Below are 20,874 nucleotides of genomic sequence, written 5' to 3' on the forward strand. Positions count from 1 at the left end.
TGGGCAAGTCCCGGCGGGCGGCCGGAGCAGCCACCGGGCCGGGGGAGGTACCCGGCGGCTGCTGGTCCGGTGGCGCGGTCAGTTGCTGGGCGCCAGGTCGCCTTCCGTGGCACGCGCCTGCTCCGGGGGAGCCTGTGCGGGCTTGCGCAGGTCGATGGTGATCAGCAGGCCCGCGAGTACGGCGGCGAGGGCGGTGATGCCCGCAGCCCACAGGCTCGCGACGGCGTAGCCGTGGACGGTCGCCTCGGTGACGGCCCGCTCACCGCGGCCGCCGGACGCGATCCGGTCGGCGGTCACGCTGGTGGCGATGGCGTTGAGCAGGGCCGTGCCGATGGAGCCGCCCAGCTGCTGGGAGGTGCTCACGAAGGCCGACACCACGCCCACCTCCTGCGGCGGCACGCGGTAGGTGGCGGCGCTGATGCACGGCGAGATCACCAGTCCGACACCGATGCCGAGCAGGATCTGGGTAGGCATCAGGGTCGAGGCGTAGGAGCTGTCGGGGGTGAGCCGGCCGAGGTTGAGCAGGCCCAGCATCGCGATGAGCAGGCCCGGCACCACGAGCAGGCGCAGCGGGACGCGGGGCACCAGCCGGGCGGCGATCTGGGTCGAGGTGAGCACCGTCGCCACGGTCGCCGGCAGGATCGCCAGACCCGTGCGCAGCGGCGAGAAGTCCATCACCACCTGCAACTGGTAGGTGAGGATCAGGAACAGACCGAACAGGCTCACCATCGCCAGGGCGATCGTCAGGCTCGCTCCCGCCCGGTTGCGGTCGGCGACCAGCCGCAGCGGGAGCAGCGGGGCCGGCCCCTTGGCCTGGGTGAGGCCGAACGCAGCGAGCAGCACCAGGGCGGCCCCGAGGCAGCCGAGGACGCGGAGCGAGGTCCAGCTGTGGGTCGCCGCCTGGTCGAAGGCGTAGACGAGGGCGAGCATCCCGCAGGCGGAGAGCACCGCGCCGGGCACGTCCACGCGCTGGCGGTTGGCGGGCAGGGCCGGCAGCAGCAGCAACGCCCCGGCGACCACGGCCGCGCCGATCGGCACGTTGACGTAGAAGCACCAGCGCCAGTCGAGGTACTCGGTGATCACACCGCCGCCCAGCAGTCCGATGGCGCCGCCGGCGCTGGCGACCGAGCTGAATACACCGAACGCCTTGGCGCGTTCGCGCGGTTCGGTGAAGGTGGTGGCGAGCATTGCCAGGGTCGAGGGCACTAGCAGCGCCGCGAACACGCCCTGCGCCGCCCGGGCGCCGACCAGCACCCCGGCGTTCGGCGCGGCGCCGCCCGCCACCGAGGCGACGGCGAAACCGATGGCGCCGGCCACGAAGGCGCGCCTGCGACCCACGAGGTCGCCGACGCGTCCACCGAGCAGCAGCAGGGCACCGAAGGCGAGGGTGTAGGCGGTCACCACCCACTGCCGGCTCGCGTCCGACATCCCGGTGTCCTGCTGGGCCCACGGGAGAGCGATGTTCACGATGGTCATGTCCAGCATGACCATCAGCTGAGCCAGGGCGATCACCCCCAGCCCCCACCACCGGTAGCGCACCGACCTCTCGGTGGAGGCGCCTGTTGCCTGTGCCATGTCTGAATTCCTTCCCTCACCGCGGGGCAGCGCTCCAGTGGGCCCGTCCGTCTTCCACCGGCGGACACTAGAGCAGATTTCTTAACCAAGTCAATTCTAGAACTCGGTTATCTGATTGCCTGGGTAAGGGAAGTGCTAGGATGGCCTGGTGAATGCGCCGATGGGCTTGCGGGAGCGCAAGAAACAGCGAACGCGAGAGACGATCTCCGACACGGCGATCTCGCTCTTCCTTGAGCACGGGTTCGACCAGGTCTCGGTCGTCGACATCGCGGCTGTCGCCGAGGTTTCCAAACCCACGCTGTTCAAGTACTTCCCCACCAAGGAAGACCTGGTCGTCCACCGCTTCGCCGACCACCAGACGGTGAGCAGTACCGTTGTCGCGGAGCGGCCGCCCGGCGTGTCCGCGATCGATGCCCTGCACCGGCACTTCCTGGACGGACTGGCGGCTCGGGACCCCATCACGGGGCTCAACGACGACGAGGACGTCCTCGCCTTCCACCACCTGGTGTATTCCACGCCGAGCCTGGTGGCGCGCGTCAGCCAGTACCTGGCCCAGGCCGAGGAGGCGCTCGCGCAGGCCCTGGTCGACGCGCTCGACTCGGACCGCGAGATCACGGCCGCCTTGCTGGCCGGCCAGGTCATCGCCACCGAGCGCATCCTGGCATCGGTGAACTGGCAGTGCATCGTCGCCGGCCGGTCCGCGGACGAGGTGTACCCCGAGGCGGTGGCCGACGCCGACCACGCGTACGAACTGCTGCGCCAGGGCCTGGCGGGGGCAGCCACCCAGAAGTGAGAACGACGACGGCGCCGCCTCCGAAGAGGCGGCGCCGTCGTCGTTCTTCCGTCGTACGCCGGATCAGTCGGCCGCGTCCGCCGACTCGGCCGTGCCGTGGCCGGGCTCCAGCCGGGTCAGGTTGTTGTGCCGCTCGATGTAGTCGGCGAGCCGGTCCATGCTGTCCGTGCCGCGCTCCCGGAAGGCCCGCGCCTGGGAGGCCATGTCGGCCGGGGACTTGTTCTGGCCGAGCTTGTACACGCCGTCGATGCGCCCGATCGGGATCTCGAACCCTTGGATGAGCCGCAGATACTCGTCGAACAGCGCGCTCGCCCGGCGCGGCAGCGACCAGGGCTGCTTCGGCGCGAGTCGGCTCTCCTGATCCTCGATCAGATCGTCCAGCTGACGCATGGTGCGCACCTCGTCCAGCAGCCGCGGCCGGCCCGTGACATGCACGGCCGCATACGCCCAGGTGGGGAAGTGCGGCTGGGTGGCGTAGTGGTCGGGCGAGATGTAGGCGCTGGGTCCCAGGAACGCCACCACCACCTCGACATTGCCGGCCAGCGCCTCACAGATCGGGTTGCCTCGCGAGAGGTGCCCGCGCAGCTTGCCGTAGGGCCAGGCGTGCCGGTCGAGGACGAACGGGATGTGGACGGCGGCGGGCCGGCCCTCCACCGACAGCGCCATCAGGCCCAGCGGGTACTCCTCGATGAGGTCCCACTGGGTCTCCAGGTCCGGCGGCCGGAAGTAGTCGGGGCGGTAGACCATCTGCACTCTCCTTTCCGTGGGGCCTGATCAGGCGGTGGCGGCGGACACCGCGCCGCCAAGCAGCGAACCGAGGTAGCCGAGCACCGCCGCGCCGTCCCCCGCCGGCGCGGTGAGCCCGATGTAGCCGTCCGGGCGGACCAGGACCAGCGTGTCGGCGCCAAGGCCGTAGGCCGTCGGCCGTTCGCCGAGCAGGCAGGTCCGAAGGTCCTCCGGGCCGGCTGCCGCGACCTCGCGCAGGGCCGCCTCGCAGCCGGCGCCGAAGCCGAGCAGCGTGAAGTGCGGGCCGCGGAACACGTCGAACAGCCGGACGAGCTGGCCGGTCATGTCCAGGCACACCGAGTCCGGGGCCCGGTCGCCGGCCTGGACGCCGTCGGTGTCGGAGAGCATGGCGCGGCTGAGCGAACTGGCCCGGTACTCAATGCCGAGCTGCAGCGTCTCCTGGGTCAGGCCGGCCTCGGCGCCGCCCGTGCCGCCGGTCATCTCCTCGAACACGGCTCTGGTGCTGGCGACGCTGGTGTCCAGCGTCCAGCGCGCCACGGGCAGCCGCTCTTCCTGGTAGGTGTCGAGCAGCTCCGGCGCCGCCCCGGCGAGGACCAGCGCGAGCTTCCAGCCGAGGTTGTAGGCGTCCTGGACGCCGGTGTTGGCGCCCAGCGCCCCGAGCACGGGGTGGACGTGCGCGGCGTCCCCGGCCAGGAACACCTGGTCCACCCGCAGCCGGTCGGCCATCCGCACGTTGATCCGCGAGGTCGACAGCCAGGTCGCGTCATGGACCCGGATCGGCATGCCCGTGGCCCGGTCGACGGCCCGCTGGAGGGCCTCCACCGACGGCTCCATGGGCCGGCCGTCCGCGTCGGCAGGGGGCGTGGCCTGGACCTGCCAGGAACGGGTGCCGCTGAGCGGGCACAGCATGACCACACCGAGGTCGAGGTCTAGCCACTGGTACCAGGCGTCGGGCGCCAGCCCGTCGATCTCGACGTCCCCGACGATCAGCTGCTTCTCCTCCTCGGTGAACCCCTCGAAGGAGATGCCGAGTTTCTTGCGGACCATGCTGCGGCCCCCGTCGCACCCGACCAGATAGGCGGCCGACACCTGCTCGGTGCCCTGCGCGGTCGCCAGGGTGGCGGTCACCCGGTCCGGGCCCGGCTGGTCGAACTCCACCAGCTCGGTGCCCAGTTCCACCGAGACGCCGTACTCGGCGAGCCGTTCCCGGAGGATCTCCTCGACCCGCGACTGCGGCATGAAGTGCAGCCGGCGGAACGGCTCCCCCTGGGTGGGCGCGTTGTCCAGGTAGGGGATGGTCTCGTTGATGAGCCGGTCCCGGCGGTAGCGCCGGAACGGCAGCCGCTGCGTACCGGACGCCAGGACCTTGTCGATGACCCCGAGGTCGTAGAACACCTCCAGGGTGCGCGGCTGGATGCCGGCCTTGCCACGCGAGGCGGTGGTGAAGCTCTGCTCCTTGTCGATGATCCGCACGGGCACGCCCCGGCGGGCCAGTTCGAGCCCGAGGGTCAGTCCGGTCGGCCCGGCCCCGCTGATCAGCACACTGACGCTGACGCTGTCCATACAACCCCGTAACTTCGTCGTCGATTGGGCGATCGCCCTGGTCAGGGCTGCACGCTAAGGACGCCGCGGGGCGCGGGCTAACCCCTAGCGATCCCCTACGGACAGGTGATCTCGCTGGTGAACGGCCCCGGCGGCCAGTAGGGGTCGGGCTGCCTGCGCCACGGCGCCCAGGCGCCGTCGGAGACCTGCGCAGTGAGGGTTCCCCCTGGGGCGGCGGACCGGGGGCGTCCTGCCCTCCGGTCCCGGGGTGCGCTCGGCTCAGCCGTGCCGTGGCGAGGCGAGGGCCGTCACAGTCGGCGCAGTTCGTGGCCGACGACGTACGAGCCGATGTTCCGGCCCAGCCGGAGGCCGTCGACCGCGTCCCAGCGGTAGGGCACGCAGAGGTAGAGGCGGCTCAGCGCGTCCTCCTCGGCGGCGTCGCTGAACCGGTTGAGGGGCGGTTGCGCACGGGCGACCTGGGGTCGTCGGTGGTGGCGGTGAGCGAGATCTGGTCGGTGTTGAAGACGTCGGTCATCACCGTCTGCCACGCCCCGGCGAAGGCCGCGTGGCCGGACGCCCAGGGCGGGGAAGCACGGTGCGGGGCCGAGCGGCTGCCAAGTAGTGTCGCCGAGGCCCACCTGTATGGCCCAGACAGGGCGCCACAGGTCGACCGGCGTCTGGTACTTGACGTCCCACTCAGCGATCGCGCCGTCCGCCATGGCGAGCGACACGAGGGCGAAGGCCCGCGCGGTGTCGTAGACGTTGAGGTTCCACTGATTGGCGAGGATGCGGGTGAGGTCGAGCATCTGCCCCGGCGGCTTGTAGGTACCGTCGGCGTCGTTGGCCCAGAACCAGGCCGCGGCGGTCTGGTCGGTGGTGCGCGCGGTCGAGTTCGCCGCCCCGAGCAAGCGTACTTCGGCCACCTGGTCCTGGTACGCCGGGCTCGCCATCAGTGCCTCGTACGTGCCGAGGATCTCGGGCGTCGCGGGCCGGAACTACGCCCCGGAGGACAGCACGAAGGGACGCACCTTGCTCCAGTTCGGGTCGACGGCGCCGTTCTCGGCGGTGCAGCCGGGGCCGCCGGTGGGACGCCAGGCGCCGGACTTGTTCTCCACGGTGTAGGACTCGCAGTTGTCCCAGCCGTCGGTCAACTTCGATATCCGAAACACGGCGGCAGAGCCCGCCAGGCACAACCGCTGACCAGCAAGTAGTTGATCGCCGCGAATAGCGTCTCATCAGGAGTGTCCTGCGTTCCGCCGCCCTGTGGCCGCATCTTCGACGGTGGGATCAACGGCTTCGCGATCTCCCACAGCCCGTCCGAAACAATCCAACTCCAGGTACCCCGCCCCATAGACAGCCCAACGAGCGATCACCACATAGGACACCGTCTTAGCGTATTCCGAGACGGTCCACTGCCCGACTTCGCGGCGGGCCTCGGCAACGGATGGCGCCGTATTTCTTCTTCTCCGCGTAGATCTGCGTAAGGCGCTCGATCGCGTAATCCTGCGTTCCGTAGCCAGCTTCCTCGCGCTGCTTGCAGACTGCGTCCCTGAGCCGGATCGGGTACGGGTGCGAGGAGCGAATCTGCTTGGCACAGTCGCATTCCTTGACGAAGGAGCCCATGCCGCAGGCGAGCTGTCGGGCCACGCATCGAACCTTCCGAGCGCAACTCAGTGATCACGCACCGCATCTGTGCGGGCGGACAGGTCAGCAAGCGGAGACGCGGCTGGGAACGCATGCTGACTTCTTGCTGACTAGCGGGCCTCCATCATGCCGCTGACCTGCACAAACACCCAAACGCTAGATCTTGGACTTGAACATGGTACGAAGCATTCAGAACTCCCTGAATTGAGCTCCCTGCCTGCTTTCCGCAGGTCAAGGGCTTTCTTCCAGCCTACAGTGGCTCGCTCTCCAGCTGAGGCCCACCGGTCGTTGACGGATTCACGCCGGCCGCTTGCTGACATCGCTGACGCTGCGCCGGTAACGGGCCTTCCACCTGACTCGGACACGACATCCCGACCAGGGTATGGACACGTGCGGCAGAACCGCATCGAGATCTGTGTCACGGCAGGCAGGCCCGACATGACCGGACCGCGCTCCGCTCAGCCGCGACAACTCGGTGAGGGCGCGTCCGGCCGGTCACTGGATGCGGATCTCGGCCGGCTGCAGGCAGTACCCGGTGAACTCGCCGGGGGCGGGGGCGCGGGCACCGAGCTCGGTGGCCTGCAGCCGGGTCGGCCTGCCCCGTTTCACCGTGCCGACAGTTGAAAGACAGTCCCGTGGTTCAGATGCAGGCAGGGGGACTGCTCGAAGGTGGAAGAACGCTTGTGGTCCGGCCTTCCGTCGGCCGAGCTTTTCCTGTTCCAGGTGCTCACCGCCCGGCTGTGCACCCACCCTCGGTCCGTGCGGCTGCCCACAGTGCGATCTGCGTGCGAGAGCGCAGGCCCAGCTTGTCGCGGATCTTGTCCAGGTGCGTGGCGACCGTGTGGCCCGAGAGTCCGAGCCTGTCCGCGATCTGCCGGTTGGTCAGCCCTTCGGCGACGAGTTCGGCCACCGTGGACTCCCTTGCGGTGAGCCGGAGCCGCTCGTCGGTGGCGCGGACATCGCGCCTCGATCGGTCCTCACCGCTCCCTGCGCCGAGCGCGTACGCGACCAGCCGCTCTCCGCGCAGCCCACGGGCACCGGCGACGGCAGCCTCCCGCGCCGCAGCTGACAGCCGTGTCCGGGCACGCGCCGCCGCCTGTTCCATCCTGTGCCGCCAGGGAGCCTCGGGCTCGGTGTCCAGGTGGCGCCGCGCCTGCACGCTCGCCTCGTACAGCCTCAGCGCACGCTGCATGTCGCCGCTCTCCGCAGCCACGAGGGCCAGGCCCTCCACGGGGTACAGGGCATGGAAGCTGGCCCCAGGAGCGATCCGCAGCACCTCGGAGAACAAGGTCTCCGCGCTGCGCAGACGCCCCAAGGCCAGCCGTACGGCTCCCGCGGTGTGCAGCGCGGCCGCGATCCGAGGCCACGGCGCTTGCTGCCTCAGCATGGGCAGACACCTTGTCATCAGTTCGTCGGCCTCCAACTCGTCGCCGGACTGAAGCAGCGCCCAGGCCAGGTGATGGGTGCACCAAGCAATGTCCTGCGGCCTGCCGGAGGAAGCGACGGCCTCCAGGCACTCCCTCAGATCCGCGACGGCCTCGGCGAACTCACCGCGGCACAGGCGCGCCGCCGCCCGTGCGTCCAGGGCGTTGGCCAGTCCGGCGGCGTCACCGCGCATCCGTTCGCTCTGCACCGCCTGCTCCCCCAGGCACAGCGCCTCGTCCAGATGGGCCAGCTGGCAGGCCACGCGTGCGGCGAGCGCCGGCACCTGCCCACCCAGCGCCCGGCCTCCGGCTCCCTGCAGTGGTCCGCTGAGCAGCGCGCGGGCGGCCGACGGCTGCTCCTGCTGGTAGTGCACACGTGCCAGCTCCAGTGTCAGCCGCGCCTGCACGGCATCGCCGTGGCCGGCGCTGCAGGCCAGTACCGACACGAGATTGTCCCGTTCCGCCGCGAGCGGGCTGCCGGCCTGGTCGGCGAACACCTCCCTGCGGCCTCGCCCGGCCAGCTCGGTCAGCCACGCGAGCGCCCGGCGCAGGGTGGCGTAAAGCTCGCCGGATGCACGCAGACGGTCCAGGGCGCAGGCACGGATGGCACTCAACTGCCTGAAGCGTGTGGGCGCCGTCTCTCCCGGCAGACGTACGACGAGCGACTTCGCTTCCAGGGCGCACAGGATGCGGAATACCTGCCGCCGGCCAATGCCGTCACCGGCGCAGACTGATTGCGCAGCGGTCGCGTCGAACCCGCCGACCAGGACCGAGAGGCGCCGGAAGACCGCCTGCTCGGCCGGATCCAGCAGCCGATGGCTCCAGTCGACAGCTGCGGCGAACCCGCTGTGGCGTGCGGGTCCGGTTCTGCTTCCCCCGGTCAGAAGGTCCAACTGGCAGAACTGGTCGTCCAGCCCTGCCAGGATGTCGCTCAGCGCGAGCGCACGGACGTGGCGGGCCGCGAGTTCGACTGCGAGCGCCAGACCGTCCAGGCGCCGGCAGATCTCGGCCACCAGATGGCCGTTGCCGCGATGGAGCGCGAACCCTGGGGAGTTGCTCGCGGCCCGGTCGACGAAGAGCCGTACGGCATCGGACTGCATGAGGGCCGTCGCATCGTCTCCGGCGTCGGCCGGCGGCAGGGACAGCTCGCCGAGCCGGAACACGGTCTCTCCGGGCACCCTCAGGGCCTCCCGGCTGGTGGCCAGGATCCGCAGACGGGGGCAGCGGCTCAGCAGGCTCGCCGCCAGCCGGGCGCACGGCTCGGCCAGATGCTCGCAGTTGTCCAGAATCAGCACCCGGGAGGCGTCACCGATCGCCCGGACCAGCACGTCGACGCCGGTCCGGCCCGCTCGTTCGCCCACCCCCAGCACGGCGGCCACGGACTGCGTCGCCAGCGCGCCGTCCTGGAGTGAGGCGAGTTCCACGAGGTCGACCCGTGCGAAGCGCCTCGGTAATCCCTTGGCGAACTCCAGCGCCAGCCGGGTCTTGCCCACACCGCCCGCACCGGTCAGCGTGAGGAGGCGCGAGCTCCTCAAGAGGGTACGCAGGGCCGACAGCTCGCTCTGCCGGCCGACGAAGGAGTCGAGCGCCGACGGCAGGACGTTTCCACCGGCCGTCGAGACCGCAGGCGTGACGCCCGAAGCCGCCCGTCGCCGCAGCGCCCGCTGCCGACAGGCGCTGGAGCAGTATCGAGCCGGCCGACCCCCGTGCGGCCTCACGGTCAACGTCGCACCGCACACTTCACACGTTCGACTCCGGCTCATGCCCGACTCCTGGCCGCACCGCCCAGGAACGAAACCATCGCCTTCAGCCATGTGTCTCTACGAAGTCTGAGCCGGTCGGCTCCGGCAGGAGCAGTGCGGCCGGAGTCGCGCGTGCGATGGCCGACACGGTGGCAGGGCCGGCCATCGCAGGCGTCCAAGTGCGTCAGGGTGTGGCGGCGGGGTCGATGCCGAGCACGACGGTTCCGGTCACTCCCTTGCCGAGGTCGCTGCCTGCCTGGGTGAGGGTCAGCAGGGTCGAGGACCCGCCGTTGCGGTAGATGCCGTCCCGCGCGTTGAGCGTGCGGGTGACCGTGTTGTTCCGGTACGGGGACAGGACAGCGATCCTGGTGTTGTACGCCTCCGGGAAGTAGAGCTGGCCCGTATGGGACACGTGGCCACCGTGGTACGTCCCGTTGGACACGGTGCCTCCCGCATGCGTCTTGACGTGGATGTGGAGGGCCCGGCCGGCGTACCAGCCGGGGTAGATGGTGGTGAACTCCGCGACACCGGCGGAGTCGGTGAGCTGCACGCCGCGCAGGAAGGTGGTGTCCGGGGTGGAACCGCCGGCGGCATAGCCGGAGTAGACCCCGAGGGCGTCGCAGTGCCAGATGTCGACCGCCGTCCGGGGCAGCGGGGCGCAGGTCACTGCGTCGACCACCGTCACGCGGAGGGTCAGCGGAACACCCGCCTTCCCCTCTGTGATGTCCTTGCGGACCGTCTCCAGGTCCAGGTAGTATGGCCCCTCGGTCTGCTCGGGCGTGAGGACGCAGGCTGCAGCCGGCCGGGCCGCGGCCTGGTGCTCGGTGTCGGCGGTCGCCTGCGTGGCGGCGAGACCCAGCGCGGCCACGCCGAGGGTGGCGCCGCCCAAGGCCGCTATGACGGACCTGCGGGTGGCACCTGCGGGAACGTCCGACGGCTGGAGGTCGCGCTGCGGTTCCGCGGTGGTGTGGCGGGGAATGTCAGTCATGGCGTGAGCATGGCGTCTGTGACGGCTCACGGGATCGCACGGACGACCCACGAGGCAACCGCGTAACGAAACCCTCCATGCGTGCCACGTGCGCGCCATGCACGGTCGCACCCTCCATGGGTGCCACGTGGGCGCCGTGCACGGTCGCCGCGCCGATGACGATCCGGATCAGCAGGACGAGGGCCTGACGTCGTGTTGAGCCATGCGCGGACGGCCACGCTCCAACAGGCGTAGCGGGTACGGTCGTTCACTGCTCTCGGCGCGACCACCTCATCGACGGGAACGTGCCGACTCGGGTGCGGCGCCATTCAGACAGCGAGACCGCCTGGTTCAGGATGTCGGCATCGGCCTGGGCCGCTGACGTATGACGTGATGCCAGCCCCGATGAACGCTGCTCACCGCCCGGATGGCCCAGGCCGGGAGTGAGGGGAGACATGGCCGTCGGCCAGGTGCCCCGGGGGGGGATCGCCGTGGTCGCGGCGCGTGCCCGTCGTCTTCACTCGCGGCGCAGGACCTTCGACCCGTGCCAGCGGCAGATCATGAGAGCGAAGTGGAGGTCGAAGGCGTTGGCGTCGAGGTCGAGTTGATAGTGGTCGACGGCGCGCTGGACGCGGTAGTGGACAGTGTTCCGGTGCACCATCAGCTGGTCCGCGGTGGCGGCGTAGCTGCGATTGGTGGCGAGGAAGACGCGCAGCGTCTCACGAAGGAGCTCGCGGCGGCGGTCGTCCACGGCGAGCTCACCGAGGGTGTCGAAGACGAAGTCGGCCAGTTCGCGGGGCTCCTCGACCAGGAGAGCGACGGGCGCGACGCGGGTGAAGGCCACCACTTCGGGGGTGCCGGCCCCCGCGGAGAGGGCGAGGGCCTTGGCGCGGGCAGCGGCTCGGGTGCTGCGGCGGAAGCCGTCGAGGCCCGGGCGGACGATGCCGAGGGCGACCCGCACCGGTAGCGCGGCGTCGGCCAGCTCGGTGGCGATGGTGTCGGGGTCCACCGGGCAGTCGGACCTGACGGCCAGCCAGATCCGGGCGTCGGCCTCGTCGGTGTGGACCAGCAGGGGACGGCCATGGGCACGCAGGACGGTGGACAGCAGCGAAGCCAGCCGGTCGAAGACGGCGGTGGGGTCGGCGGTCGCCGTGGGTCCGTGGAGCCAGCCCTCGACGGCCATATGGTTGCCGGACAACCGGTAATCGAGGGCGGCCTCGGCCTGCCGCAGATCGACGCGGGGGTTGTCGAGGAGCTGGCTGACCCAGTACTGGCGCAGCATGCCACGGGTGCCCACCCAGCGTTCACGCTCCTCCTCGTAGACACGGCCGATCTGATCGCAGACCCGGTCCACATAGGCGGCGCTGAGGCTGACCAGGGTGATGACGGTGCCGGCCGGATCCGGCAGCCCCAGCCGGACCGCCTCGCCGAGGACGAGGTCCAGGCTCTGCGCATGGCCGAGCCGGTAGGCGCGCAGCAGGGCGGAGAGCGGAACGTCGCGCTGGGCGAGCCTGCGGGCGTAGGAGACGGCCGAGGCCGGCGCGTCCACGGTCTGCGGGTCGATGCGGTTGATGATGACGTGCAGGGCGGTGACGATGTTCTCGGTGATGCTGGCTTCCAGGAGCCTGTGCAGCGGTTCGTCGTGTTCCAGTTGGGCGATCTCCGCCTCGGTGGTGGCGACCAGCCTGGCGATGACGTCGTCCCGGTTGGCCTGTATCACCTGGGCGACGAGAACGACCGGGTCCGGTGTCCCCTCCGGCCGCTGCACGGGACCGTTCACCGGTCCAGGTACCGCAGTGCGGAGCGGGCGGCGTTCGCCCCGCACATGCCGTGCACCCCCGCACCGGGTGGGGTGGCCGCCGAGCACAGATACACGCCGGGGATGCCGGTGCTGTAGGGGTCGAGGGACATCCGGGGGCGCAGCGCGAGCTGCACCTCGGTGTTGGCCCCGCCGATGATGTCGCCTCCCACGTAGTTGGGGTTGTACTGGGACAGCTCCACGGCCGAACGAACAGCGATGCCCACGATGCGTTCCCGGAAGCCGGGAGCGAACCGCTCGATCTGGCCCAGCACGGCCTCGGTGGCGTCCCCGGTGTAACCGTGCGGTACGTGCGCGTACGCGTAGACGGGGTGGACGTCCCCGGCCGAGCGGCCCGGGTCGGCGAGGTACTGCTGGGAGAGCAGCACGAAAGGTCGCTCCGGCATGCGGCCCCGGCTGGTCTCCGACTCGCTGTGGACGACCTCTTCAAGGGTGCCGCCGAGGTGCACGGTGCCGGCCTCGCGGCAGGACTCGTTGGTCCACGGCACCCCGCCCGCGACGGCCAGGTCCACCTTGAACGCCGCCGGGCCGTGGCGCCAGCGCAGATAGGCGCGTCGGACGCGCGCCGGCAGTGCCGGACCGCAGATGCCGACGGCAGCGCGCGGGGCGACGTCGAGCATCACGATCCGGGCGGGCGGGAGTTCGGTCAGCGCTCGCACGGTCACGCCGGTCTCGACCGTGCCGCCGAGCTCGCGTAGCAGCGCGGCCAGCCCGTCACTGATCACACGGGAGCCACCGCGGGCGACGGGCCAGCCGTAACGGTGCCCGGCGGCGACGAACATCAGCCCGAGCGACGCCGTCAGGGGGCGTGTCAGGGGATGGAATGCGTGCGCCGCCGCCCCCGCGAACAGTGCCCGGGCCTCCTCGCCGCGCCAGCGCCGAGCCACCGCCGTGGCCGGCTGCAGCGCCCGCACCCCGAACCGGCCGAGGCGGAGAGGATGTGCCGGCAGGTGCACCACCGGCCGCAGGACGTCGTCGAGCAGGGCGTCGAAGTCGTCGGTCAGCGGCGCGAACAGCCGCTCCCAGGCCGGGCCGTCGGCACCGAGCCCGCGCACGGTCCGCTCCATGGAGCGGAGCAGCACCCCGGCCCGCCCGCCGTCCAGCGGGTGGGCCAGATCGACCTCGGGCCACGCCCAGTCGACGCCGTACCGCTCCAGGCCGAGGGTGCGCAGGAACGGCGAGCCGACGCCCAGCGGGTGGACCGCGGAGCAGTGGTCGTGCAGGAGTCCGGGGAGGGTCAGTTCGCTGCTCCGGGTGCCGCCGCCGATCTCGTCGGCGGCCTCCAGGACGGTCACCCTCAGCCCCCGTTGGGCGAGGGCGACGGCGGCGGCCAGCCCGTTCGGGCCGGCCCCCACCACGATGGCGTCACTCATGTGCGGCCGCCACCTCGGTCGCCGGTCGCGGGTGCGCGACGGGCTCGACGGGAATCGCGGGTGTCTCGTCGTCGAGCCAGGGCTGCCTGATCACCATCTCCCCCACGTTCACATGTCCCTCCTCGACCAGGCCGCTCGCCGCGTCCACGATGCGGTAGTGCTGGCGCTGCCGGTGGGTCGGCTGGGACTCCAGCACGACGACGCGCAGGTCGCCCGGCGCGAAACCGCACCGCTGCTGTACGGCGGCCACCAGCTGCTCGTTGTGCAGATGGCCGTCTCCGAAGTTCCAGCCGAGGACAGCTCCCGCCACGGTCTCGCCGTCCCGCACATCGTAGGATTCCACGTCGTCCACGGCCCGCGGCAGCAGCCCGGCCAGCGCACGGCCGTGGCTGTGCATCGCCCGCCAGGCAAGCCCCTGGTGGAGTACCAGCTCGGCGGCTTCGGCTCCGTACAGGCGGGTGAGCTGCTCCACGGGCAGACCGGATGCCTTCACGATGTGCTCGCCCAGCCGGTGTTCGGTGCCCTTGCGGAAGCACCACAGGCTGGTGGCCCAGTTGCCGGCGTAGTAGCGCATCGAGGGCAGGAACGACACCAGGTCGGGACGGACGTGCCCGAGCAGAGGGACCACGGCCAGGCTCAGCACCAGCACCGCGGCCAGCAGCGGCGAGTGCAGGGTGAAGGCGCCGACCGCCGCGTCGTGGCCGAAGAGAACGAGCGCCGAGTAGATGAAGAAGACGTTCCACTCCAGCGGTACGCCCATCGGAAAGGTCGACATGATGTGCAGATGGAAGACGACCATCACGGCCAGAGCGACCGTGGTGACGGTCCCGCCGTGGGAGAGGACCAGGACCAGCGGCACGGCGTACTCGACGACCGTGCCGCTGTGCGCGGCCGCGGCGGCGAGAGCGGACGGCCTGAGATCGTCGGGGTAGTGGCGGTACAGCCGGCGTTTGAACCAGGCCGGCCGCAGCGGGCTGTTGCTGATCATCACCGCCACCACGAACGGGAAGTGGCGGTTGAGCTTGGAGGAAGCCGCGCCCCACCACAGGGCGAGCATGACCAGTTTCAGCGCGGCGGTCATGTCGCTCACCGGGAAGAGGAAGACCACGAGCGTCAGACCGTAGTGCTCCGCGCGGGCGGCCAGGAAGACGGTCTTGTCGCGCAGCCCGAGCAGCGCGAGCAGCGCGGCGAGGACGGCGACGCGCCACGGAGCCGACACGTCGGACGCGCCCGGGCCGCCTGACTCGGCCGGTGAGCACAGCAGCCACACCGCCGCCCCGAGCAGCGCCGCGTACAGGGCCACATCGGCCACCGTGCGCCGGGTTCCCGCGGTGAACGGAATCCGGCCGGGCCAGGGGGGCAGCCGTACCGTGCCGGGGCGCAGCCAGTGCAGAAACGCGCCTACCGGCGGCAGGAAGTGTGAGCTGAGTGGGCCGGAGCCGCAGCCGAGGCCCAGCACCTCCCACAGCAGTGTCCAGACGACGAGTTTCTGATAGACGAGCGGCTCCGCCCACCAGGTACCGAAGTCCGCGATGCCTCCCACGCCGGGGGTCGCGGAGACGACCGCGATGCCGCCGAGCGCGTACGCGGTGATCTTGAGCAGGTACAGCAGGTGCACGATGCCGGGGGTGCCGAAGCCGTGCATGGTCCAGTGCTCGGCCAGCGGCCTGATGCGTTGCTGGTAGGGGCGGCTGCGCCACTGCTGCAGGTCGACGTCCGCCGTGTTCGGTGCGAGGAATCCCATGACTGTTCTCCCGCCCCTGTTCAGCCGGCCACGGTGACAGCGGTGGTCCTGGCCCGCAGTGCGGGTTTGTCCGTCTTGCCGACGGGATTCCTGGGCAGCCGGTCGACGAAGACGATGTCGGTGGGCACCTTGAACCTGGCCAGCCGGGCACGGCAGTGGTCGAGCAGGCCGTCCGCGTCGGTTGCCGCGCCAGGACGCAGCGCCACGAACGCCACCGGCACTTCGCCGAGCCGCGGGTCGGCGGCGCCCACCACGGCGGCTTCGAGCACGTCGGGATGGTCGCCGAGGACGGTCTCGACCTCCTTGGGGTAGATGTTCTCGCCGCCTCGGATGATCATGTCCTTGATGCGGTCGACCAGCACGAGATAGCCGTCCTCGTCGAAGCGGCCGACATCGCCCGTGTGCAGCCAGCCGTCGACCACGGCGCGGGCGGTCTCCTCCGGGCGGCCAAGGTAGCCGCGCATCACGTTGGGTCCGCGGACGACGACTTCACCGGTCTCCCCCGCCGGGACGATCCGGCCCTGCGGGTCCATCACGGCGACCTGCTGGCCGGGCATCGGCCGTCCGACCGTGCCGGGCCTGCGCGGGCCGTCCAGTGGGTTGGTGGTGGAGGCGCAGGTGCCCTCGGAGAGGCCGTAGCCCTCCAGGATCGGGATGCCGTAGCGGCGCTCGAACCGCTCGATGAGTGCGGGCGGCATCGGGGCCGCCCCGCAGGCGGCGAACCGCACCGACGAGGTGTCCGGCCGTACGTGGTCCGGAAGTTCGGCGAGCATCGAGTAGATCGCCGGGACCGCGGAGAAGCAGGTCGGGCGCGCGGCTTCGACGAGGTCGAAGAAGGTCTCGGCCCGGAACCGTCCGGCCACGGTGACCCGTCCGCCGGCCAGCAGCGGGGACAGCACACCGGCCAGGATTCCGTTGACGTGGAAGAGCGGCAGGATCAGCAGGCTGTGGTCGGCCTCGGAGAGCCGGGCGGACTCGATCATCATGCCCGCCATGGCGGCGAGGTTGGCGTGGTCGAGCATGACGCCCTTGGGGCGCCCGGTGCTGCCGCTGGTGTAGATCAGCAGGGCGAGCGCGTCAGCATCCGTCTGCGGTGCGGCCGTGTCTTCGGCCGTGGCGCCCAGTTCGGCCACCGTGAGCGTCCTGGCGAGTGTCGACGGCTCCGCGGTGACGACCACCGCGGCGCCCGCGTAGCCGAGCTGGTACCGCACCTCGTCGTCGGTGAGAGCCGGGTTGACCGGGGTCACCGCCGCGCCGAGCCGCCAGGCGGCGAAGAGCACGACGACGAAGTCCACCGTGTTGGGCAGCAGCAGTGCCACCACGTCCCCGCGCCCGATCCCCCGCGCCCGCAGGGCCGCCGCGGCTCGGCGGACCCGGCGGGCGAACGCCGCGTTGTCCAGGACCGACGTCTCGTCGGCTGTGCAGGGACCGTCGGCGTCCCGTCGGGCCCGCAGGTCTGGCAGTTCCGCGATGTGCATGTCGGCTCCTCGTGGTACGTCGACGGACGTCGGGCGGACGGAACGCCCGTCCCGACGCGGGACGGATGTCCGGTACGTGAGGAGAGACGGTACGAATGGGCGGGGCTCGCGGCCCATGGGCGCGGGCGACGACGCTCGCGGCCGGACTTGTGCGCGGCGCACGAAGAGAGGCCGGCACGCCCGCACCGATCCACGCCGGCCCCGAGGCACGCTTCACTCGGGGCCGGTGCGGGGTCGTGGAGAGCCCGGGTCAGACGAAGGCGCTCTCGCCGGTGATCGACTTTCCGACGATGAGGGTGTTCATCTCGCGGGTGCCCTCGAACGAGTAGATCGCCTCGGCGTCGGCGAAGAACCGGGCGATGTCGTAGTCGAGCACGATGCCGTTGCCACCGAAGATCTCCCGGCACCACGCGACCACCTCGCGCATCCGCGAGGTGACGTAGGCCTTGGCCAGCGAGGAGTGCTCGTCGCGGAAAACACCGGCGTCCTGCAGCCGTGCGAGCCGGACCAGCATGCCCCAGCAGGCGGTGATGTTGCCGAGGCTCTTGACCAGCAGGTCCTGCACCATCTGGAACCGTGCGATCGGGCGGCCGAACTGCCTGCGTTCCTTGGCGTGGTGGAGAGCCAGCTCGTACGCGCCGATCATCACGCCGAGGGCCTGCCAGGCGACTCCGCTGCGGGTGGCGCGGAGAATCTCCGCCACATCACGGAAGGAGTCGATCCGCTGCAGCCGGTTGGCCTCGGGCACCTTGACGTCGGTCAGGGTGATCTCGGCGTTCTCCACGATCCTGAACGCGATTTTGTTCTCGATCTTCACCGCGGAGAAGCCCGGGGTGCCCTTCTCCACTACGAAGCCCTTGACTTTGTCGTCCGCCTCGTCGCGGGCCCAGACCACCACCAGGTCGGCGAACGTGGCGTTGCCGATCCACCGTTTGGCACCGTTGAGCACCCAGTTCTCGCCGTCCCGGCGGGCCGTGGTGCGCATGCCCCCGGCCACGTCGGAGCCGCCGAGCGGCTCGGTCATCGCGAAGGCGCCGATGGTCTCCAGCGCGGCCATCGAGGGCAGCCAGCGATCCCGCTGTTCCTGGTCGCCACCCCGGTAGATGCTGTACATCGCCAGGCCGCTGTGCACGCCGAAGAAGGTGGCGCTGGAGGCGTCGGTGCGGGTGTACTCCATGGAGAGCATGCCGACCAGCAGGTTGCTTCCAGCCGGCAGGGGGTCGCCGTACCCTTCGTAGGGGACGCCGGCGAGTCCCAGCTCGCGGAACCTGCCGATGAGCTCCCGGGGGAACTCCCCCTTCGCCCAGTACTCGTTGACCAGCGGCTTGACCTCGGTGCGCATGAACGACCGGGCCCGTAGCAGCAGTTCGCGCTCGTGCGACGGCAGCAGCGACTCGAAGTCGTAGAAGTCCGCGGCCGGCCGCTCGTCGACGGATGCCGTTTCGGATTCCTTCTCGGGCAGCAGTGCGGTCATGACCGGGTCTCCTTCTCCAGGCTGGTGGCGCTGTCCCGGGCGGACAGCACGGCGAGCTGCTTGGCGTCGCGTTCCTGGCTGAGGTCGGCGTAGGAACGGGAGCCATAGGCGTCCTCGACGGCCGCGACGAGCCGTTCGGTCTGTTCGGGGCTCTGCTCCGGGCTGCCGAGGGAGTCCCACATCTTCTGCATCGACACACCGATGTGCTCGGCCATGTGCCGGTAGCCGCCGGGGCCGCCACCGAGGTGTGCGCCGAGGAACGGTCCGACCGTCGCCCAGCGCAGGCCGAGCGAGTTCACCATCACGGTGTCCAGCTCTGCCGGGCTGACGACGCCCTGCTCGACCAGGTAGATCGCCTCCCGGCTGAGGGCGTTCTGCAGGCGGTTGCCGACGAAGCCGAGGATCTCCTTGCGTTCCACGACCGGGACCCGGCCGACGGAGCGGTAGAAGTCCACGGCCCGCGCCACGCTCTCCTGCGAGGTGCGCTCCCCAGGTACCACCTCCACCAGAGGCACCAGGTGCGGCGGGTTGAAGGGGTGGCCGATCAGGATCCGGCCGGCCTCCTCGATGGTGTCGGTGAACGCCGTGGCGGGGATGGCCGAGGAGGAGCTGAGCAGCAGCGCGTGTGCGGGGGCCGCGCCGACCAGGGTGGTGAACAACTCCCGCTTGAAGTCGGCGTTCTCCGGTCCGTTCTCCTGAACGATGTCGGCGTCGCGCACCGCGTCGGCGAGATCGTCGGCGATGTGCACCCGCTCGGCGAGGCCGTGCGGGTCCAGGCCCTGCGCGGCCAGCTGCCCGGCCGCCCGGTCGAGCGCCTCGGCGACAGCCTCGGCCAGATCCGGCCGCGGGTCGGTGACGCGTACCTGCAGGCCGTGACCGGCGAAGAGCGCGGCCCAGGACAGGCCGATCGTGCCGGCGCCGACCACCGCGGCGGTGGTGAATGGCTTGGTCATCACATGTCCTCCTTCTGCGTGCGTGGCCGTGTTCACCGCACGGGACGGGCGGGATGGGCCAGGTAGTCGTGCACGGGCTTGACCGGCGCCAGGGTCAGGTCGGTCAGGATGTGGCTGGCCGAGACGATCTCGCGCACCGGCAGATCGGCCAGGGGCGCCAGCACGTGCTCGAAGAGCTGCAGCCGGGCCGGACCGGTCCAGGCGCCCTTCACCGTGATGTCGGTGATCTCCGTGCGCACCAACTGCGCCACCTGCGGCGCCCCGTCGAACCCGGGGACCAGCTTCAGCATGTAGGTCGGCACCCCGACCTGGGCCACGGCCTCCTCGACCGACAGCTCGCAGTGCTTATAGCCCATCGTGGCGGTCGCCACCCGCAGCGTGCCCACGTCGAGCGCACCGACCAGCGCTCCGTGGTCGGCGTAGAGGGCGGGCGATCCGGCGGTCTTGGGGTAGGCGCCGGCCTCGCGGCCGGACGTGATGGCCGGGAGGTTGTCCAGGTACATCGCGTGCAGATACTCGCCGCGCTCGCCTTCGTAGCGGACCGGAATCGCCTGGCCGGACTCGGTGTACGGTCCGTATCCGCTGACGTCGCCCATGCGCATCACCTCGAAGCGCACCAGCGGCTCGTCGATCTCCAGCGGTTCGGGCACGACGGCGCGCAGTGCCTCGTGGTCGGTGCGGTAGACGATGTTGAGGTACTCGCGGTCGGTGAAGCGCGGCACGACCGGCGGATAGGCCGGGTTGGTGAGCGGCGTCGCGATGTGCCGGGGTATGTCGTACTGATGCATCGTGTGTTCCCCCTCGGGGCCTACCGGCCCTGCCAGACCGGGGAGCGGCGCTCGGTGAAGGCGGTCATGCCCTCGCGTACGTCCGCGGAGGCGGCGAGCCGGGCCATCTGCCGCGCCTGCACGGCAAACGCCTCCTCCTCCGGCGCGCCGTCGGCCGCGCGGACGAGTTCCTTGACGGCGGCCAGTGCCAGCGGGGCGTTCTGCGCTGTCCGCTCGGCCAACTGCAGGGCGGCCGCGACGGTTTCACCGGCCGGCACGACACGATTGGCGATGCCCAGTCGGCCGGCCCGTTCGCCGGTGACCGGTTCGCCGGTCAGCAGCAGTTCCATGGCCAGGTGGTACGGGATGCGCTTGGGCAGCCGGATCACTCCGCCGCCTGCCGCGATCAGCCCACGGCTGACCTCGGGGAGGCCGAACCGGGCATCGTCCGCGGCGACGATCAGATCACAGGCCAGGGCGAGTTCGAAGCCGCCTCCCATGGCCCAGCCCTCGACGGCGGCGATCAGCGGCTTGGTCGTGCGGGCCTGGGTCAGGCCGCCGAAGCCGCGCCCCGGGATCTCTGGCGATTCACCGGCCAGAGCGGCCTTGAGGTCCATTCCGGCGCTGAACGTGCCGCCGGCGCCGGTGAGCACGCCGGCCCGCAGGCCGGGGTCCGCCTCCAACTGGTCGAGAGCCGTGGACAGTCCGGCGGCGACAGCCGCGTTGACCGCGTTGCGCGCCCGGGGCCGGTCTATGGTGATGAGCAGTGAGGAACCGATGGTCTCGGTCCGCACCTCGGTGGTGCTGTGCATGGTGTGTGTCCTTGCTTGAC

Annotated in this window: 18 protein-coding genes; 1 reads left to right on the forward strand and 17 read right to left on the reverse strand. The window is 70.8% G+C overall.

Annotation, left to right across the window (positions count from 1 at the left end; all coding sequences use genetic code 11):
* Nucleotides 1-78: 78 nt before the first annotated feature.
* Nucleotides 79-1,575 (reverse strand): MFS transporter, encoded by a 1,497-nt coding sequence (locus ACF1GV_RS06515; protein WP_391678544.1) that lies wholly within the window; start codon nt 1,573-1,575, stop codon nt 79-81.
* A 148-nt stretch (nt 1,576-1,723) separates the two neighbouring features.
* Here ACF1GV_RS06515 and ACF1GV_RS06520 point away from each other — a divergent pair, with 148 nt between their 5' ends.
* Complete coding sequence (locus ACF1GV_RS06520; protein ID WP_391678547.1) at nt 1,724-2,368, forward strand: TetR family transcriptional regulator; 645 nt, start codon at nt 1,724-1,726, stop codon at nt 2,366-2,368.
* A gap of 63 nt (nt 2,369-2,431) precedes the next feature.
* On the opposite strand, the gene ACF1GV_RS06525 is transcribed toward ACF1GV_RS06520, so the two are convergent.
* The 16 genes from ACF1GV_RS06525 to ACF1GV_RS06600 all read right to left on the reverse strand — a co-directional run bounded on the left by ACF1GV_RS06525 (nt 2,432) and on the right by ACF1GV_RS06600 (nt 20,854).
* Nucleotides 2,432-3,115 carry an FMN-binding negative transcriptional regulator gene (locus ACF1GV_RS06525; protein WP_391678550.1) on the reverse strand — a complete coding sequence of 228 codons (684 nt, stop codon included), beginning with the start codon at nt 3,113-3,115 and terminating at the stop codon, nt 2,432-2,434.
* Between the two features lie 27 nt (nt 3,116-3,142).
* Nucleotides 3,143-4,678: an FAD-dependent monooxygenase gene (locus ACF1GV_RS06530; RefSeq protein ID WP_391678552.1), complete on the reverse strand. Its 1,536-nt coding sequence runs from the start codon at nt 4,676-4,678 to the stop codon at nt 3,143-3,145.
* 287 nt (nt 4,679-4,965) lie between these two features.
* Complete coding sequence (locus tag ACF1GV_RS06535; protein ID WP_391678555.1) at nt 4,966-5,607, reverse strand: vanadium-dependent haloperoxidase; 642 nt, start codon at nt 5,605-5,607, stop codon at nt 4,966-4,968.
* A gap of 45 nt (nt 5,608-5,652) precedes the next feature.
* Nucleotides 5,653-5,808 (reverse strand): hypothetical protein, encoded by a 156-nt coding sequence (locus ACF1GV_RS06540; protein ID WP_391678556.1) that lies wholly within the window; start codon nt 5,806-5,808, stop codon nt 5,653-5,655.
* Complete coding sequence (locus tag ACF1GV_RS06545; protein ID WP_391678558.1) at nt 5,805-6,008, reverse strand: transposase; 204 nt, start codon at nt 6,006-6,008, stop codon at nt 5,805-5,807. The genes ACF1GV_RS06540 and ACF1GV_RS06545 overlap by 4 nt, the downstream gene beginning before the upstream one ends.
* A 38-nt stretch (nt 6,009-6,046) precedes the next feature.
* Complete coding sequence (locus ACF1GV_RS06550) at nt 6,047-6,304, reverse strand: hypothetical protein (protein WP_391678559.1); 258 nt, start codon at nt 6,302-6,304, stop codon at nt 6,047-6,049.
* Nucleotides 6,305-7,028: 724 nt separating this feature from the next.
* On the reverse strand, nt 7,029-9,260 hold the full coding sequence (locus tag ACF1GV_RS06555; protein WP_391678561.1) for an ATP-binding protein: 2,232 nt from the start codon (nt 9,258-9,260) through the stop codon (nt 7,029-7,031).
* 391 nt (nt 9,261-9,651) lie between these two features.
* The gene (locus ACF1GV_RS06560) at nt 9,652-10,455 is read right to left on the reverse strand and encodes an intradiol ring-cleavage dioxygenase (protein WP_391678562.1); all 804 of its coding nucleotides are present in this window, start codon (nt 10,453-10,455) and stop codon (nt 9,652-9,654) included.
* Between the two features lie 496 nt (nt 10,456-10,951).
* Nucleotides 10,952-12,214, reverse strand: a complete 1,263-nt coding sequence (locus ACF1GV_RS06565; protein ID WP_391678564.1) for a PucR family transcriptional regulator — start codon at nt 12,212-12,214, stop codon at nt 10,952-10,954.
* Nucleotides 12,211-13,626: a phytoene desaturase family protein gene (locus ACF1GV_RS06570; protein WP_391678566.1), complete on the reverse strand. Its 1,416-nt coding sequence runs from the start codon at nt 13,624-13,626 to the stop codon at nt 12,211-12,213. Before ACF1GV_RS06570 ends, ACF1GV_RS06565 begins: the two co-directional genes overlap by 4 nt.
* A complete protein-coding gene (locus ACF1GV_RS06575; RefSeq protein ID WP_391678569.1) occupies nt 13,619-15,370 on the reverse strand; it encodes a DUF3556 domain-containing protein in 1,752 nt (583 codons plus the stop codon). Before ACF1GV_RS06575 ends, ACF1GV_RS06570 begins: the two co-directional genes overlap by 8 nt.
* Nucleotides 15,371-15,390: 20 nt before the next feature.
* Nucleotides 15,391-16,848 carry a class I adenylate-forming enzyme family protein gene (locus ACF1GV_RS06580; RefSeq protein ID WP_391678572.1) on the reverse strand — a complete coding sequence of 486 codons (1,458 nt, stop codon included), beginning with the start codon at nt 16,846-16,848 and terminating at the stop codon, nt 15,391-15,393.
* Between the two features lie 250 nt (nt 16,849-17,098).
* The gene (locus ACF1GV_RS06585) at nt 17,099-18,322 is read right to left on the reverse strand and encodes an acyl-CoA dehydrogenase family protein (protein ID WP_391678574.1); all 1,224 of its coding nucleotides are present in this window, start codon (nt 18,320-18,322) and stop codon (nt 17,099-17,101) included.
* The gene (locus ACF1GV_RS06590; protein ID WP_391678575.1) at nt 18,319-19,311 is read right to left on the reverse strand and encodes a 3-hydroxyacyl-CoA dehydrogenase NAD-binding domain-containing protein; all 993 of its coding nucleotides are present in this window, start codon (nt 19,309-19,311) and stop codon (nt 18,319-18,321) included. Before ACF1GV_RS06590 ends, ACF1GV_RS06585 begins: the two co-directional genes overlap by 4 nt.
* Complete coding sequence (locus ACF1GV_RS06595) at nt 19,308-20,063, reverse strand: acetoacetate decarboxylase (protein ID WP_391678577.1); 756 nt, start codon at nt 20,061-20,063, stop codon at nt 19,308-19,310. The genes ACF1GV_RS06590 and ACF1GV_RS06595 overlap by 4 nt, the downstream gene beginning before the upstream one ends.
* Before the next feature lie 20 nt (nt 20,064-20,083).
* Entirely contained in the window at nt 20,084-20,854 is a 771-nt protein-coding gene (locus ACF1GV_RS06600) for a crotonase/enoyl-CoA hydratase family protein (RefSeq protein WP_391678579.1), read from the reverse strand.
* Nucleotides 20,855-20,874 lie beyond the last annotated feature (20 nt).

Source organism: Streptomyces sp. NPDC014006, from assembly GCF_043088925.1.
Taxonomy (GTDB): domain Bacteria; phylum Actinomycetota; class Actinomycetes; order Streptomycetales; family Streptomycetaceae; genus Streptomyces.

Excerpts from the sequence above, each read along its gene's own strand:
- ACF1GV_RS06580 (WP_391678572.1), bottom strand. The coding sequence starts at position 16,848 with ATGCACATCGCGGAACTGCCAGACCTGCGGGCCCGACGGGACGCCGAC.
- ACF1GV_RS06530 (WP_391678552.1), bottom strand. The coding sequence starts at position 4,678 with ATGGACAGCGTCAGCGTCAGTGTGCTGATCAGCGGGGCCGGGCCGACC.
- ACF1GV_RS06515 (WP_391678544.1), bottom strand. The coding sequence starts at position 1,575 with ATGGCACAGGCAACAGGCGCCTCCACCGAGAGGTCGGTGCGCTACCGG.
- ACF1GV_RS06585 (WP_391678574.1), bottom strand. The coding sequence starts at position 18,322 with ATGACCGCACTGCTGCCCGAGAAGGAATCCGAAACGGCATCCGTCGAC.
- ACF1GV_RS06570 (WP_391678566.1), bottom strand. The coding sequence starts at position 13,626 with ATGAGTGACGCCATCGTGGTGGGGGCCGGCCCGAACGGGCTGGCCGCC.
- ACF1GV_RS06560 (WP_391678562.1), bottom strand. The coding sequence starts at position 10,455 with ATGACTGACATTCCCCGCCACACCACCGCGGAACCGCAGCGCGACCTC.
- ACF1GV_RS06545 (WP_391678558.1), bottom strand. The coding sequence starts at position 6,008 with ATGGGGCGGGGTACCTGGAGTTGGATTGTTTCGGACGGGCTGTGGGAG.
- ACF1GV_RS06535 (WP_391678555.1), bottom strand. The coding sequence starts at position 5,607 with ATGGCGAGCCCGGCGTACCAGGACCAGGTGGCCGAAGTACGCTTGCTC.
- ACF1GV_RS06525 (WP_391678550.1), bottom strand. The coding sequence starts at position 3,115 with ATGGTCTACCGCCCCGACTACTTCCGGCCGCCGGACCTGGAGACCCAG.
- ACF1GV_RS06595 (WP_391678577.1), bottom strand. The coding sequence starts at position 20,063 with ATGCATCAGTACGACATACCCCGGCACATCGCGACGCCGCTCACCAAC.
- ACF1GV_RS06575 (WP_391678569.1), bottom strand. The coding sequence starts at position 15,370 with ATGGGATTCCTCGCACCGAACACGGCGGACGTCGACCTGCAGCAGTGG.
- ACF1GV_RS06600 (WP_391678579.1), bottom strand. The coding sequence starts at position 20,854 with ATGCACAGCACCACCGAGGTGCGGACCGAGACCATCGGTTCCTCACTG.